General features: G+C 64.9%; 15 protein-coding genes. 9 read left to right on the top strand and 6 right to left on the bottom strand.

The window, feature by feature from the left end:
* Positions 1-4 precede the first annotated feature (4 nt).
* Positions 5-1,231, bottom strand: coding sequence for a mechanosensitive ion channel domain-containing protein (locus tag WH265_RS20165; protein WP_052329826.1), 1,227 nt, complete (start codon positions 1,229-1,231; stop codon positions 5-7).
* Positions 1,232-1,531: 300 nt separating this feature from the next.
* On the opposite strand from WH265_RS20165, the gene leuS reads away from it, so the two are divergent.
* The 8 genes from leuS to WH265_RS20125 all read left to right on the top strand — a co-directional run bounded on the left by leuS (position 1,532) and on the right by WH265_RS20125 (position 9,437).
* Complete coding sequence (gene leuS / locus WH265_RS20160) at positions 1,532-4,198, top strand: leucine--tRNA ligase (RefSeq protein ID WP_339559438.1); 2,667 nt, start codon at positions 1,532-1,534, stop codon at positions 4,196-4,198.
* 5 nt (positions 4,199-4,203) lie between these two features.
* Positions 4,204-4,716, top strand: coding sequence for an LPS-assembly lipoprotein LptE (locus tag WH265_RS20155; RefSeq protein WP_312990235.1), 513 nt, complete (start codon positions 4,204-4,206; stop codon positions 4,714-4,716).
* Positions 4,717-4,756: 40 nt separating this feature from the next.
* Positions 4,757-5,809 (top strand): DNA polymerase III subunit delta, encoded by a 1,053-nt coding sequence (gene holA / locus WH265_RS20150; RefSeq protein WP_339536102.1) that lies wholly within the window; start codon positions 4,757-4,759, stop codon positions 5,807-5,809.
* A gap of 163 nt (positions 5,810-5,972) precedes the next feature.
* The gene (locus tag WH265_RS20145) at positions 5,973-6,791 is read left to right on the top strand and encodes a MetQ/NlpA family ABC transporter substrate-binding protein (protein ID WP_339521075.1); all 819 of its coding nucleotides are present in this window, start codon (positions 5,973-5,975) and stop codon (positions 6,789-6,791) included.
* Between the two features lie 2 nt (positions 6,792-6,793).
* Positions 6,794-7,858 (top strand): methionine ABC transporter ATP-binding protein, encoded by a 1,065-nt coding sequence (locus tag WH265_RS20140; protein ID WP_339559437.1) that lies wholly within the window; start codon positions 6,794-6,796, stop codon positions 7,856-7,858.
* Positions 7,842-8,495: a methionine ABC transporter permease gene (locus WH265_RS20135; RefSeq protein ID WP_339559436.1), complete on the top strand. Its 654-nt coding sequence runs from the start codon at positions 7,842-7,844 to the stop codon at positions 8,493-8,495. Before WH265_RS20140 ends, WH265_RS20135 begins: the two co-directional genes overlap by 17 nt.
* Positions 8,496-8,511: 16 nt before the next feature.
* On the top strand, positions 8,512-9,030 hold the full coding sequence (locus WH265_RS20130) for an OsmC family protein (protein ID WP_312990233.1): 519 nt from the start codon (positions 8,512-8,514) through the stop codon (positions 9,028-9,030).
* Between the two features lie 11 nt (positions 9,031-9,041).
* A complete protein-coding gene (locus WH265_RS20125) occupies positions 9,042-9,437 on the top strand; it encodes a VOC family protein (RefSeq protein ID WP_339559450.1) in 396 nt (131 codons plus the stop codon).
* Here WH265_RS20125 and WH265_RS20120 read toward each other — a convergent pair.
* From WH265_RS20120 to WH265_RS20100, 5 genes are read right to left on the bottom strand one after another with little or no spacing between them, the layout of a single operon-like run.
* On the bottom strand, positions 9,434-10,063 hold the full coding sequence (locus tag WH265_RS20120; RefSeq protein ID WP_339559435.1) for a hypothetical protein: 630 nt from the start codon (positions 10,061-10,063) through the stop codon (positions 9,434-9,436). The two genes, WH265_RS20125 and WH265_RS20120, sit on opposite strands and share 4 nt — an antisense overlap.
* Positions 10,063-10,581, bottom strand: a complete 519-nt coding sequence (locus tag WH265_RS20115; protein WP_021025962.1) for a carboxymuconolactone decarboxylase family protein — start codon at positions 10,579-10,581, stop codon at positions 10,063-10,065. Before WH265_RS20115 ends, WH265_RS20120 begins: the two co-directional genes overlap by 1 nt.
* 15 nt (positions 10,582-10,596) lie before the next feature.
* Positions 10,597-11,583: a Bug family tripartite tricarboxylate transporter substrate binding protein gene (locus WH265_RS20110; protein ID WP_339559434.1), complete on the bottom strand. Its 987-nt coding sequence runs from the start codon at positions 11,581-11,583 to the stop codon at positions 10,597-10,599.
* A gap of 25 nt (positions 11,584-11,608) precedes the next feature.
* Complete coding sequence (locus WH265_RS20105) at positions 11,609-12,442, bottom strand: SDR family NAD(P)-dependent oxidoreductase (RefSeq protein WP_339559433.1); 834 nt, start codon at positions 12,440-12,442, stop codon at positions 11,609-11,611.
* A 21-nt stretch (positions 12,443-12,463) separates the two neighbouring features.
* Positions 12,464-13,351: an amidohydrolase family protein gene (locus WH265_RS20100; RefSeq protein WP_339559432.1), complete on the bottom strand. Its 888-nt coding sequence runs from the start codon at positions 13,349-13,351 to the stop codon at positions 12,464-12,466.
* 93 nt (positions 13,352-13,444) lie between these two features.
* Here WH265_RS20100 and WH265_RS20095 point away from each other — a divergent pair, with 93 nt between their 5' ends.
* Entirely contained in the window at positions 13,445-14,332 is an 888-nt protein-coding gene (locus tag WH265_RS20095; RefSeq protein WP_339559431.1) for a LysR family transcriptional regulator, read from the top strand.
* Positions 14,333-14,539: the final 207 nt, after the last annotated feature.

The raw sequence follows: 14,539 nt of genomic DNA, 5'->3' as shown, positions 1-14,539 counted from the left end.
AGGCTCAGCGCTGCAGGGCCTGCACTTCGTGCTGGCGCAGCGCCACCTGCATGTCATTGCCCGATGGCACCTGGAACACGCGCAGGCCAAACTCCGGCAGGATGGCGATCAGGTGGTCAAAGATATCGCCCTGGATCGCCTCGTACTCCAGCCAGGCGGTGGTGTCGGTAAAGGCATAGATCTCGAGCGGCGAGCCCTGGTTGGTCGGCTCCATCGCGCGGGCCATCAAGGTCATGTCCTTGCGCAGCTTGGGGTGGGCCTGCAAATAGGCATTGCAGTAGGCACGGTAGGTGCCGATGTTGGTGAGCTGGCGCAGGTTGACGATCTCGTCGGCCATGTCCGGTGCCTTGGCCGAGAAATCCTGGTTGTAGGCAGTGATCTCGGCGACCTTGCCTTCCAGGTAGGGGCGCAGCAGGGCGATATGGCTCAGCTCGGCGATTTCAGCGCGGGTCAGAAAGCGCACCGAGGTGGTGTCGATGCACAGGGGCCGCTTGATGCGGCGGCCGCCCGATTCCGACATGCCGCGCCAGTTCTTGAAGCTGTCGCTCATCAGGCGCCAGGTGGGGATGGTGGTGATGGTGTTGTCCCAGTTGCGCACCTTGACGGTGTTGAGCGCCATGTCCACCACGGCACCATCGGCGCCGACCTGGTTCATCTCCAGCCAGTCGCCCACGCGCAGGATGTCATTGCTCGACAGCTGCACTCCAGCGGTGAACGACAGGATCGTGTCCTTGAACACCAGCATCAGCACTGCCGACATGGCGCCCAGGCCGCTGAGCAGAATCAGCGGCGAGCGGTCGATCAAGGTCGCCACCATCACGATGCCCGCGACCACCATCACCAGCATCTTTCCCAGCTGCACATAGCTTTTGACCGAGCGCGTGCTTTGGGCAGATTCCAGCTGGTTCTCGTTGGCCTCCTGGATGCCGTCCATGATGGCGCACAGCAGGCGCGCCACCTGCAGCGCCGTCACCGCAATCGCCACATTGCGGATCACCGTGCTGGCGATGACCGGCAGGTGCGGCACCGCAGCAATGCCCGTCTGGACCACCAGCGAGGGCACGATCTGCGCCACGCGCACCAGAATGCGGTTGTCCAGCAAGGTACGCAGCCAGGCCGCACCCAGGCTGGAGCGAAAGCGCGGCACGATCTGCAGCAGCGCCATGCGCACCACCAGGCGCAGTGCATAGGCCAGCAATACCAAGGCCGCCAGACCGGCGGCCGTTTGCATCCAGGGTTCGTATTGGTCCAGGGTTTCCCAGGTCACGAGGCAGAGTCCTTTCAAAGGGGGGATAAATCGGATGGAAATGGGGATGCGGCCGGCGCAGCCCAGGGCGCACCGCCTAGGGCGAGACACCACAATACTGGCTATCAATAGAGAGATAACCATTTATTTTTACATGGCATGTATAACCGCACCCCAGCGTGCGGCACTCGCCATCCACGGGCTATGGCGATGGGCCTACAATCTTTGCCCAATTGACCTCGCCCCGGAAAGCCCGTGGGCGGCCGCTTTTTCCTGACCAGTTCCATGCAAGAAAAATACAACCACTCCGACGTAGAAGCCGCCGCGCAAAGCCAGTGGCAAGCCCAAGATGCCTACCGCGTGTCCGAGGACGCGGGCAAGAAAAAGTTCTACGCCTGCTCCATGCTGCCCTACCCCAGCGGCAAGCTGCACATGGGCCATGTGCGCAACTACACCATCAACGACATGCTCACGCGCCAGCTGCGCATGCAGGGCTACAACGTGCTGATGCCCATGGGCTGGGATGCCTTTGGTCTGCCGGCCGAGAACGCCGCGATCAAGAACAGCGTGCCGCCCGCGCAGTGGACCTACGACAACATCGCCTACATGAAAAAGCAGATGCAGGCGATGGGTCTGGCGATCGACTGGAGCCGCGAAGTGGCGACCTGCGACCCCGACTACTACAAGTGGAACCAGTGGCTGTTCCTCAAGATGCTGGACAAGGGCATCGCCTACCGCAAGACCCAGACCGTGAACTGGGACCCGGTGGACCAGACCGTGCTGGCCAATGAACAGGTGATCGACGGCCGTGGCTGGCGCACCGGCGCGCTGGTGGAAAAGCGCGAGATCCCGGGCTACTACCTGGCCATTACCCAGTACGCGCAAGAGCTGCTGGACCATGTGCAGATGGGCAACGACAAGGCGACCTTGACCGGCTGGCCCGACAAGGTGCGCCTGATGCAGGAAAACTGGATCGGCAAGAGCGCCGGCGTGCGCTTTGCGTTCACGCATGAGGTGAAGAACGCCGATGGCAGCTTGATCGGCGACGGCAAGATGTATGTCTTCACGACGCGTGCCGACACCATCATGGGCGTGACCTTCTGCGCCGTGGCCCCTGAGCACCCACTGGCCACGCATGCCGCCGCCTCCCACCCCGAGCTGGCGGCCTTCATCGAAGAATGCAAGAAGGGCGGCACCACCGAGGCCGAACTCGCCGTCAAGGAAAAGGAAGGCAAGCCCACGGGCCTGTTCGTCACCCACCCGATCACCGGCGCGCAAGTCGAGGTCTGGATCGGCAACTATGTGCTGATGAGCTATGGCGACGGCGCCGTGATGGGCGTGCCCGCCCATGATGAGCGCGACTTTGCGTTTGCCAACAAGTACAGCCTGCCGATCCGCCAGGTGGTGGCCGTCGAAGGCGAAGGCCCCTACGACAGCCAGCAATGGCAGGACTGGTATGGCGACAAGGAACGCGGCGTACTGATCGCCTCGGGCGACTTTGATGGCCTACACTACAAGGAAGGTGTGCAAGCCGTCGCCAAGGCGCTCGAAGCCAAGGGCCTGGGCGAGCTGAAAACCACCTGGCGCCTGCGCGATTGGGGCGTGAGCCGCCAGCGCTACTGGGGCACCCCTATCCCGATCATCCACTGCGAAGACTGCGGTGCCCAGCCCGTACCCGAGAAGGACCTGCCGGTCGTGCTGCCGCAAGACCTGGTGCCCGATGGCTCGGGCAACCCGCTGATCAAGAGCGAAGCCTTCCACGCCGGCGTGGTCTGCCCTTGCTGCGGCAAGCCGGCCCGCCGCGAGACCGACACCATGGACACCTTTGTGGATTCGTCCTGGTACTTCATGCGCTATTGCGATGCCAAGAACAGCGAGAAGATGGTGGCCGACGGCGCCGACTACTGGATGCCGATGGACCAGTACATCGGTGGTATCGAGCACGCGATCCTGCACTTGCTATATGCACGCTTTTGGACCAAGGTCATGCGCGACCTGGGCCTGGTGAAGTTTGATGAGCCATTTACCAAGCTGCTGACGCAGGGGATGGTTTTGCGCGGCGCATTCTCGCAGAAGCTGCCAACAGGTGCCAAGGCGTACTACTGGGAGCATGAGGTAGATGTCATCACCAATGAAAATGGCGTGGTGATTGGCGGAACGCTGAAGGCCGATGGATCGCCACTCGATTACGAGATGACGACCATGTCCAAGTCCAAGAACAACGGTGTCGACCCGCAGGACCTGATCGAGAAGTACGGCGCCGATACCGCGCGCCTCTACACCATGTTCACCGCGCCACCCGAGCTGACCCTGGAGTGGAACGAGTCGGCCGTTGAAGGCAGCTACCGCTTCCTGCGCCGTGTCTACAACTTCGGCAGCAAGCTGCATGCGCCGGAGTTTGACGCTGCGCGAGCCCAGGCGGCCAGCGCTGCCGGCGCCGCCTTCGGCAAGGAAGCCAAGGCGCTGCGCCTGGAGATCCACACCGTGCTCAAGCAAGTGGCCTATGACTACAGCCGCATGCAGTACAACACGGTGGTGTCAGGCGCGATGAAGATGATCAACGCGCTGGAAGATTTCAAGGCCGTGGACAGCGAAGGCGGCCGCGCCGCGTTGGTCGAAGGCTTTGGCATTTTGCTGCGCGCGCTCTACCCGGCCACGCCCCACCTCACGCAGGTGCTGTGGGATGCGCTGGGCTACCAGCAAGCCTTTGGCGGCCTCCTGGATGCCGCCTGGCCCGAGGTCGATGCCCAGGCGCTGGTGCAGGACGAGATCGAGCTGATGCTGCAGGTCAACGGCAAGCTGCGCGGCTCCATCATCGTCGCTGCCGGCGCTGACAAGGCCACGATTGAAGCCGCTGCTTTGGCCAATGAAGACTTCCAGAAAATCGCCAATGGTGCGACCCCGAAGAAAGTCATCATCGTGCCGGGCCGCCTGGTGAACGTGGTAGTCTAAGCGCCATGCAAAAACGCACGCTGCTTACTGCCCTGGCAAGCGTGCCGCTGCTGGCGGCATGCGGCTTCAAACTGCGCGGATCGGTGGATTTCGCCTTCAAATCGCTGTATTTGAACGGCAACGCCAATTCGGGCTTCCTCAAAGAGCTGCAACGCCACCTGGAGGCTGCCGGCAGCCTGCAGGTGCTGCGCGACCCGAGCCAGGCCACGCAGGCCGAGGCCATCTACGATGACCTGGGCCAGCGCCGCGAGCGCGTCGTCGTCTCGCGCAATGCGGCCGGCGAGGTGCGCGAGCTGCAGATCCGCCTGATCACGCGCTTTCGGGTGCGTGATGCCAAGGGCGCCCTCTATGTGCCCGATTCCGAGCTGATGCAGTACCGCGAAATCAGCTACCTGGAAACCTACGCACTGTCCAAGGCGAACGAAGAGGAAATGCTCTACCGCAACATGCAGACCGACATCGTTCAGCAGATCGTGCGGCGCCTGGCCATCGTCAAGTCCGTCACCCCTACCGAATGACAAGCGCTGCGGCCACGCAGCGCTGGAAGCGCCACCAAGCATGCAAGTGCCGTTGAATCAGTTGAGTGCCCAGCTGGGCAAGGGGCTGCGGTCTCTGTACACCGTGCATGGCGACGAGCCCCTGCTGGTGCAGGAGGCCGTCGATGCCATCCGCGCCAGCGCGCGCGCCAACGGCTATACCGAACGCAGCAGCTTTACCGTTGCCGGCGCGCATTTTGACTGGAGTGCGGTGCTCGCTGCCGGCGGGAGCCTCAGCCTCTTTGCCGACAAGCAGATCATCGAAGTGCGCATCCCCAGCGGCAAGCCCGGCAAGGATGGCAGCACGGCGCTGCAGCAGCTGGTCAGCAGCAGTGTGGACAACGACAGCACCTTGACCATCGTGGTGCTGCCGCGCCTGGACAAGGCCACCAAGACCGGCGCCTGGTTTGCCGCGCTGGAGTCGCATGGGGTCACCCTGCAGGTCGACAGCATCGAGCGCGCCGCGCTGCCCGCCTGGATTGCCCAGCGCCTGCAGCAGCAAAAGCAGCATGTCAAAGCCGGTGAGGAAGGCCAGCGCACCCTGGCCTTTTTTGCCGACCGGGTCGAGGGCAACCTGCTCGCCGCCCACCAGGAAATTCAAAAGCTCGGCCTGCTCTACCCGGCAGGCGAGCTGGGCTTTGAGCAGGTCGAACAGGCAGTGCTGAATGTCGCCCGCTACGACGTGTTCAAGCTCTCGGATGCCGTGCTCTCGGGCCAGGTGCTGCGCACCGAGCGCATGCTCAACGGCCTGCAGGCCGAGGGCGAGGCCGAGGTGCTGGTGCACTGGGCGCTGGCCGAAGACATCCGCGCGATGAAGCGGGTGAAGGACGCGCTGCGCAACGGCCGGCCCATGCCCATGGCCCTGCGCGAGAACCGCGTCTGGGGCAACAAGGAGCGCCATTTCGAGCGCGTGCTGCCCCGCATCAGCGATGCCACCGTCGCCCGCCTGCTGCACTCGGCCCATGCGGTCGATGGCATCGTCAAGGGCCTGAAGGTGCCCGAGTGGCCGGCCAACGGCTGGCAGGCGCTGCACCGCCTGGCCCTGCAAACCTGCAAGGCCTGCAGCAGCCGCTGAGAACCCTTCGCAAGCACCGCCGGTGCTTATTCCCTTGATCGATAGGGAATGCAGGCGCCTGATGACCCGCGCATAACACCGCTGCGCCCAGCCTGGCGCATGCTGCACTGCAGCAAACGATGGCGTACACTGCTCGCTGTTTTTGTAAAACAGGTTTCATGTCATGAACAAGCGCGCGTTTCTCCACACCAGCCTGGCCGTCCTGGCCGCCACCTCTTCTGCCTATGTCTGGGCAGCGGATGCCAGTGCGCCCAAGCTGATCAAGGTGGGCATTCGCGGTGGTGTGGCAGAAGATCTGTGGAGCGAAGTCGCCAAGGTTGCCAAGACCCGGGGCCTGAACCTGGAGCTGGTGGTGATGAGCGCCTCGGTCAGCCCCAACGAGGCGCTGAACAATGGCGACCTGCAGGCCAACGCCTTCCAGCATCTGCCCTTCCTCGAAGAACAGGTACGCCAGCGTGGCTACAAGATCAGCGCAGTGGGCACGACGATGATGTCGCCGCTGGCCTTCTACTCGCGCAAGCACAAGCGCCTGGAAGACCTGCCCCAGGGCGCCCACATCGGCATCACCGATGACGCCAGCAACCAGGCGCGGGCGCTGATCGTCTTGCGCGACCATGGCCTTATCCGCCTGCGCGATGGCTTTGATCCGTTCAGCCCCAAGGCCGGTCCGGCCGACATCATCGACAACCCGCGCAAGCTGCGCTTTACCGAGGCGCATGCCGTGGTGCTGGCGCGCTCGCTGCAGGACATGGATGCGGCGGCCATCACCAGCAACTTCGCCTTCCAGGCCGGTCTGCGCCCCTTCATCGATGGCATTGCGGTCGAGAAGAGCGAAGGCAACCCCTACGCGGCCCTGATCGCCGTGCGCAGCCAGGACAAGGATGCACCCTGGGTGAAGCAGCTGGTCGCCTCGTTCCAGAACGACAGCATCCGCCAGCTCATCAACACCAAGTTCAAAGACATGTACGCACCGGCCTTCTGACGATGGCGGCACATATCGTTTTTGAGCAGGTCGGCAAGAGCTATGACGGCGCCGACGGGCACCCCGGCGCCATGCAGGCGCTGGCCGATATCAGCTTCGAGATCCGCCGGGGCGAGATCTTCGGCATCATCGGCCGCAGTGGCGCGGGCAAGTCCACCTTGCTGCGCACCATCAATGCGCTCGAGGTGCCCAGCCAGGGCCGCGTGCAGGTGCAGGGCATCGACCCTGCCCGCCTGCCCGAGGACGACCTGGTGCAGCTGCGCCGCAAGATCGGCATGATCTTCCAGCACTTCAACCTGCTGTCGTCCAAGACCGTCTGGGAGAACGTGGCGCTGCCGCTGCGCGTGGCCGGCACCAGCGCCAGCCAGATGCAGGAGCGCGTGGGCAAGCTGCTCGACCTGGTGGGGCTGTCTGCCAAGGCCCAGGCCTACCCGGCGCAGCTCTCGGGCGGGCAAAAGCAGCGCGTGGGCATTGCCCGGGCGCTGGTGCATTCGCCCGAGGTGCTGCTCTGCGACGAGGCCACCTCGGCGCTGGACCCGGAGACCACGCAGTCGATTCTGGACCTGCTGCGCGACATCAACCGCCAGCTGGGACTGACGGTGGTGCTGATCACCCATGACATGGCCGTCATCCGCGCCATCTGCGACCGCGTGCTGGTGCTGGACCATGGCCGCATGCAGGAGCTGGGCGAAGTCTGGCAGGTGTTTGGCGCGCCGCAAAGCGCGGCCTCGCAGGCCATGCTGCATTCGCTCAAGCAAGGCCTGCCCCATGAGGTGGCCCGGCAGCTGCAGCCCACGCCCGATGCCAGCCACAGCCAGGCGCTGATCGGCCTGCGCTTTCATGGCCTGCCACCCGGCCAGGGCCTGCCGCTGGCCGCGCTGCAGGCGCTGGAGTCGCTGTGCGGCGGCGCCCAGCTGATCCATGGCGGCCTGGACCATCTGCAAGGCCACAGCGTGGGCCAGCTGATCGTGCGCCTGCCGGCCAGCCCCTTGCCGCCTGTGGAGACCCTGCGCCAGGCCGCAGGCGCCGATACCCTGGAGATTCTTGGCTATGTCCAGCCCCATTGATAAATACCTGCAGGCCCTGGGCCAGACCCTGCTGATGGTCGGCGTATCCTCGGTCATCGCCATCAGCTGCGGCCTGCTGCTGGCCATTGTGCTGACCGTCACCGGCCCCAAGGGCCTGTATGCGCGCCCGCTGTTCTACAAGGGCCTGTCGGTGCTGGTGAACATCTTCCGCGCCATCCCCTTCATCATCCTGCTGGTCGCGCTGCTGCCGGTCACGCGCGCGCTGGTGGGCACCACCTTGGGCACCTGGGCCGCCGTGGTACCGCTGTCGGCCAACCTGATCCCGTTCTTCGCCCGCATTGCCCAGGTCAGCCTCAACGATGTGGACCGGGGCCTCATCGAGGCGGCGCGCGCCATGGGTTGCAAGCGCTGGCACATCGTGCGCCATGTGCTGCTGCCCGAGGCCCTGCCCGGCATCATCGGCGGCATGACGGTCTGCGTGATCGCCATTGTCAACGCCTCGGCCATGGCCGGCGCCGTGGGCGCGGGCGGCCTGGGGGATCTGGCCATCCGCTATGGCTACGAGCGCTATGAAACACGGGTGATGTTCGAAGTCATCGTCATCCTCGTCGCCCTGGTCTCGGTGCTGCAATTTGCGGGCGAATGGCTCGCACGCCGCGCCAACCACAAACACTGAATCTGAAGGAGTTGCCATGAGCCTCAACGAATTTCTGGTCCACAAGCGCAAGGCGGTGCTGGCCCGCGACCAGCGCATCACCGATGGCGAAGTGGGCCCCAGCCCGCTGCATGCCAAGGTGACGGCCGAGGGCCGCACCGGCCTGCGCCGCATGCGCATCCGCGACCACCAGATCATCAGCGACAGTGCCAGCGGCTTTGCCGGCTACGACCTGGGCCCCAGCTCGCCCGAGCTGCAGCTGGGCGTGCTGGGCACCTGCATGGTGCATATCTTCGAGATCCAGGCCGCCGCCATGCAGGTGCCGCTGGATTCGGTCGAGGTCGATGTCTGGGGCAGCATGGATGCGCGCGCCGGCACCCCCGGCTATGAATCGCTGCCGCGTGGCCTGCAAGGCATCCGCTACGAAGTGCGGGTGGGCTCGCCCGCCAGCGATCTGCAGATCGATGCGCTGTATGCGTCGGTCGAGAGCACCTGCCCCATCCTGAGCCTGCTGCGCAACCCGCAGGAGGTGCATGGCCAGTTGGTGCGGGTATGACGATGCCTGCACTGCAGTTCGGCTACACCATCATCTATGTGCCCGATGTCGCCGCATCGCTGGCCTTTTTCTCGCAGGCCTTTGGCCTGGCCACCCGTTTTCTGCACCCCTCGGGCAGCTACGGCGAGCTGGAGACCGGCGCCACCACCTTGGCCTTTGCCGACCATGCGCTGGGCCATGCCAACTTCAGCGGCGGCCATGTGGCCGCCTCAGAATCGGCCCAGCCACTGGGTGTGGAGATCGCACTGGTCAGCGACGAAGTGGCTGCTGCCTACGAGCGTGCACTGGCCGCCGGTGCAACCGCCTTGGCAGCACCGACCACCAAGCCCTGGGGCCAGGTGGTGGCCTATGTGCGCTGCCCGGATGGCAGCCTGGTGGAGCTGTGCTCGCCGGTGGCTAGCGCCTAAGGCAGCGCCTGCGTATCAAACATGGTGCGCCGTGTATTCGTGAAATGCGGCCGCACCCGCGCGCTCCAATCTGTCCCCCGCACCGCCAGCCAGGCCGGGCAGCCCATCACCTCGGCATCGACCAGGTCATAGCAGGCGAGCGACAGCGGCCCATGGTCCAGGTTCAGGTAGCGAAAGGCCTGGGCGGTGCCGGCCACGCTGGCCAAGCCAGGCAGATGCTCCTGGTCATACCAGGCAAACAACTCGTCCTGCCAATCGGCCTCGGGGTCCATCTCGACGGCGTAGTGCACCGGCGTGGCTTCACCGTTGGCCGGACCGATACAGTGCATCACCAGCTGCAGGCGCGAGAGCGCGCAAGCGGCCAGGCCGGCGCTGCCTGCGCTCTGCAAGCGGCGCTCGGCCTGCCGCGTTTGATCGGCGCTCAGCGGCTGCGGGCTGCCGAGTGCGAAGTACAGATAGGCGATGCCTTGGGGCTGCTGGGCCACGCGTACTAGCCGCAGATCAGCAAAATCCCTGCGCAGCAGCGCCAACGCGGTCTGCGCCAGCGCGCTGGCGGTTTCATGGGCTGCCGGCGTGCAGCGCAGCAGCAGGCTGTCGATAGCGGTAGCAGGTGCGGGTGCGGGCATCAGTGGCCAATCTCAAAAGCGTTCAAAAAGCGCGACACCATGTTGTAGGCGCCGATGGTGGCAAACAGCTCCACCTGCTCTTGCGCATTGAAGCGCGCGGCCACTTGTGCAAACAGGGGCTCGGGCACCTGCAGATCGCGGGTCAGTGCATCGGTCACTGCGATGGCCAGCTGCTGCAGGCCATCCCAGGCCGGGCTGGCGGTGGTGCCGGTGTCGCGCGTTGCATCGATGGCGGCCTGCGTCACACCAGCCTTGAGCGCATGCGGCACATGGGCCTCGAACTCATAGGCCGCCTGGTTGAGCATGGCCACCCGCAGGATGATCAGCTCGCGCAGCCCCGCATCGATGCTGCTGTAGTTGCGCACGGCAGAGAGCATCTGCTCCCAGCCTTTGGCAATGGCGGGGCTGTGCAGCAGCACCTGGTAGAGCGGCGAGATGCGGCCGCGCTCGGCGCGTATCTGTTGCTCCAGCTCCGCCAGCGCACTGCGCGTGCCTGGCTCAATCGCTTCAATGCGCATGGCAGTCTTTCAATCTCAATCGGGGGTGATGCGGTTGCGGCGGATGATGGCGGTCCACTTGTCGGTGTCGGTCGCCAGCTGCTGGGCAAGCGCTTCGGGGCTGGATCCCACCACCTCGGCGCCCGAGGCCTCGATCTTGCGCTGCACATCGGGCGCATGCAAGGCCGCATGGATGGCGCGGCTCAAGGTGGCGGCTACCTGGGGGCTGGTGCCCTTGGGCGCAAACACCGCATACCAGTTGTTCGAATCCACCCCCTTGTAGCCCAGCTCGTCAAAGGTGGGCACATTCGGGTAGCGGGCGCTGCGCTTGGCAGCGGCAATGCCCACGGGCCGGAACTTGCCGCTGTCAATGGCGCCCACCAGGCCAGGGATATCGCCAAAGAAGCCATCGACATGGCCGGCCATCAGATCGGTAATGGCGGGGGCCGCGCCCTTGTAGGGCACATGCATCAGGTTCAGGCCGGCCGATTCATTGAGCTGGATGGCTGCCAGATGCGGCACGCTGCCGGTGCCTGACGAGGCCATGGTCATCGGCTTGTCCTTGCGCTGGCTGGCGGCCTGCACAAAATCCTTGCCGTCCTTGAAGCTGGTCTGCGCGTTGACCACCATGATCTCCACGTTGTTGACCACCAGCGAGACGGGCACCAGGTCGCTGGCGGGCTTGTAGTTCAGCTTGGGGTAGAGCGCGGGGTTGATGGCCACCGCACCCACGCTGGTCAGCCACAGGGTCTTGCCATCGGGTGCGGAGCGGATCACGCTGTCGGCGGCAATCGCGCCGTTGGCGCCGGGCTTGTTTTCCACAATCACCGGATGGCCCAATTCCTTGGCCAGCTGCTGCGACATGCTGCGCGCAATGAAGTCCACCGGGCCGCCGGGCGGAAAAGCCACCAGCAGGCGCGTCATCTCGCTTTGCGCCATGGCGCTGCTGGCGCAGCCCAGGGCGGTGCCGAGCACGGCAGCGTGCAGCCACTGGCGGGCTGCGGGAAAGGCTTGGAATCTCATCGTTGTCTCCTTCAATAATCTTGCTTTATCCGCAGCGCACGGTCATACCGCCGTCCACCACAATCTCGGTGCCCGTCACAAAGCGCGATTCGTCACAGGCCAGGAACAGCGCCGCATTGGCGGTGTCGCGCCCATCGCCCATGAAGGGCAGCGGAATACGCGCCTGGCGCTGGGCCAGCAGCGCCTCGACATCGCCACCGGCGCGCTGGCCGGCCAGACGGGTTTCGACCATGGGCGTGTGCAACTGGCCGGGCACAACGGTGTTCACGCGGATGCGGTGCGGCGCGTACTGCACGGCCAGCACCTTGGAAAACTGGATCACCGCCGCCTTGCTCGATGCATAGGCGATCTGCGCCGCACCCGTCCAGCGCATGCCCGAGGTCGATGAGATATTGACGATGCTGCCCGCGCCCTGCGCCTGCATCAGCGGCAACACCTCCTTGCAGCACAGAAACACGCTTTTGAGGTTGTAGTCCAGCTGCGCATCCCAGACCGCTTCGTCCATCTCGACCGGCCCGCCCTTGGCCGAGCCGCCCACGTTGTTGACCAGCACATCGATGCGCCCCAGCGCCGCCTGGCAGGCCTGTACCGATGCAGCGATCGACGCCGGGTCCATCACATCGCAATGGCCCGCGACAAACTGGCCGCCCGCGCTGCGGATGCTGCCCTCGGTCTCGCGCAGCGCCTGGGCATTGCGGTCCACGCCAAACACCAGTGCGCCTTCCTGCGCAAAGCGGATCGCCGTCGCCCGGCCGTTGCCCCAGCCCGCGCCTGCGGCGCCGGCACCGGTGATGTAGACCACCTTGCCGGCCAGCCGGCCTTGCGGGTTGACGGGGGTGTGGGCATCAAAAATCGCCATGCTTTTTTCCTTGCGAATGTCTCAGGCTGCGAAGCGGTAGAGGCGCTGGGGGTTGTCCACCAGCAGGGCCTGCAGATGCGCCGGATTGGGGCTGAACTGCGCCAGCGCATCGACCAGCACGCCGTCATCGGGCACATGCGTGTGGTTGGGGTGCGGCCAGTCACTGCCCCAGAGCACGCGCTCGGGCGCATGGGCCACCAGCTCCTGCGCCCGCGCAATGCCGTGCAGGTAAGGCGGCGTCGCATCGATGCGGTCGATACCGCTGACCTTCACGTAAAACAGCGGCTGCTCCAGAAGCCGCAGCAGTGCCTGAAAATCGGCGCCCTCCCGGCCCAGCGTGGCATCCACACGGCCCATATGGTCGATCACCACCGGGCAGGCCGATTGCTGCAGCACGGGCCCCAGGCTGTGGATCAGCGCGCTCTCAAAATGGATCTGCAGGTGCATGCCCAGCTCGGCCAGCATCGGCGTCAAGGCCACCACGTCCTCGACCGAGGCGCCGGTGTTCAGGTGCTTCATGAAGTTAAAGCGGATCGCCCGAAAACCTGCTGCGGCCAGGCGCTGCAGCTCGGTGCGTTCGACCGACAGCGGCACCAGCGCCACACCCAGGTAGCGGCCGCCGCCATGCGCAATCGCATCCTCGACCACGCGGTTGTCATAGCCATGGCAGGCCGATTGCACGATCACGCAGCGGCTGATGCCCAGATGGCGGTGCAGCGCGAACAAGGTCTCCTTGCCCGCATCGGCGGGGGTGAAGCTGCGCGGCTCGGCATACGGAAAAGCATCCACCGGGCCGAACACATGCACATGGCTGTCGCAGCTGCCAGCGGGCAGCACCAGACTGGGGCGCGAGGGCGCCAGCGTATAGGTCTGTACGGGCTGCTGGAGGTGGGGGGTCGGGGCGTTCATGCAAGGCCATCAAAGAGTCGTCTTGAGCGCATTGTGGAACTGCCAGTTTTTTGATCACCTATAAAATCCAAATATCAGATATAGAGGTGATGCATGGATTTTGTGCGCTTGCAGTACTTCATGGCGGTCGCCCAGGCACAGAGCTACAGCAAGGCCGCTGCGGCGCTGAACCTGAGCCAGCCGACCCTGAGCCGCCAGGTGCAGCTGCTGGAGGCTGAGCTGGGCCAGCCGCTGCTCGAGCGCCATGGCCGGGGCGTGCGGCTGACTGAATCGGGCAAGGCCATGCTGGCCCATGGGCGCAACATCAGCGCGGCCGTCGATGCCGCCAAGGCCGACATGGCCGCGCGTCTGCAAAGCCCGCGCGGCAAGGTGCGCCTGGGCCTGCCGCCGCTGGTGGCCAGCCTCATCACGCCCGATGTGGTGCAGCAGTTTTTGCAGGCCTGCCCCGATGCCTCGATCATTGTCGAAGAGAGCCTGAGCATTCGCCTGCGCGAATGGCTGCTGGCTGACCGCCTGGATGTGGCCGTGCTGTTTGACCCCAGCCCCACCCCGCAGCTGTTGACCGAGCCGCTGACGCGCGAGCCCCTGGTGCTGATCAGCACCCGCCCCTTGCCCGAGCGGGTCAAGGTCGCCCAGCTGGTGGACTACCCGCTGGTGCTGCCCAGCCGCCCGCAGGCATTGCGCATGATTTTTGACGACGCGGTCGAAGACCAGCAGCTGCCGCTGCGCATCGTCGCCGAGGTTGATTCGATCAAGATGGTGCTGTCCCTGGTCGCCCGCAATGTGGGCTGCTCGGTCGTGCCCGCCAGCGCTGTGAAAACCTGGCCAGGCAGTGCGCCGGTGTTTACCGCCCAGGTCAGCCATCCGGTGATCCGCAACCGCATCGTGCTGGCCACACCGGCCGCGCGGCCGCACAACCGCCTGGTCAAGGCCGTGCACGGCATCCTCAAGCCGCTGATGAAGCAGCATTTCAGCGCCTGAATCCACGCCGCTTCAGCGCGCGCGCCAGCAGCATTTGCGCCAGCCCATGGCTGCTCGGCGGCTATTTGTTTCAGAAATTCTTGAAATATCCGGTACACATCAGGCAGCGATGGACTTTATTTCTCACCACAATGGACATTTTTTCTCACACAAGACAAGGTCTGTAGCAGCGACTGCTTCGGGCCCTCTGCACAACGCCCCTCCCGG

The organism is Comamonas sp. MYb396 (assembly GCF_037479555.1).
Lineage (GTDB): Bacteria > Pseudomonadota > Gammaproteobacteria > Burkholderiales > Burkholderiaceae_C > Comamonas.
This window is presented reverse-complemented; position numbering and strand designations above follow the sequence as displayed.

Bases quoted from the DNA above. Each gene is read 5' to 3' on its own strand.
- WH265_RS20165 (WP_052329826.1), bottom strand. From the start codon at position 1,231: ATGCAAACGGCCGCCGGTCTGGCGGCCTTGGTATTGCTGGCCTATGCA.
- leuS (WP_339559438.1), top strand. From the start codon at position 1,532: ATGCAAGAAAAATACAACCACTCCGACGTAGAAGCCGCCGCGCAAAGC.
- WH265_RS20155 (WP_312990235.1), top strand. From the start codon at position 4,204: ATGCAAAAACGCACGCTGCTTACTGCCCTGGCAAGCGTGCCGCTGCTG.
- holA (WP_339536102.1), top strand. From the start codon at position 4,757: ATGCAAGTGCCGTTGAATCAGTTGAGTGCCCAGCTGGGCAAGGGGCTG.
- WH265_RS20145 (WP_339521075.1), top strand. From the start codon at position 5,973: ATGAACAAGCGCGCGTTTCTCCACACCAGCCTGGCCGTCCTGGCCGCC.
- WH265_RS20140 (WP_339559437.1), top strand. From the start codon at position 6,794: ATGGCGGCACATATCGTTTTTGAGCAGGTCGGCAAGAGCTATGACGGC.
- WH265_RS20135 (WP_339559436.1), top strand. From the start codon at position 7,842: ATGTCCAGCCCCATTGATAAATACCTGCAGGCCCTGGGCCAGACCCTG.
- WH265_RS20130 (WP_312990233.1), top strand. From the start codon at position 8,512: ATGAGCCTCAACGAATTTCTGGTCCACAAGCGCAAGGCGGTGCTGGCC.
- WH265_RS20120 (WP_339559435.1), bottom strand. From the start codon at position 10,063: ATGCCCGCACCCGCACCTGCTACCGCTATCGACAGCCTGCTGCTGCGC.
- WH265_RS20115 (WP_021025962.1), bottom strand. From the start codon at position 10,581: ATGCGCATTGAAGCGATTGAGCCAGGCACGCGCAGTGCGCTGGCGGAG.
- WH265_RS20110 (WP_339559434.1), bottom strand. From the start codon at position 11,583: ATGAGATTCCAAGCCTTTCCCGCAGCCCGCCAGTGGCTGCACGCTGCC.
- WH265_RS20105 (WP_339559433.1), bottom strand. From the start codon at position 12,442: ATGGCGATTTTTGATGCCCACACCCCCGTCAACCCGCAAGGCCGGCTG.
- WH265_RS20100 (WP_339559432.1), bottom strand. From the start codon at position 13,351: ATGAACGCCCCGACCCCCCACCTCCAGCAGCCCGTACAGACCTATACG.
- WH265_RS20095 (WP_339559431.1), top strand. From the start codon at position 13,445: ATGGATTTTGTGCGCTTGCAGTACTTCATGGCGGTCGCCCAGGCACAG.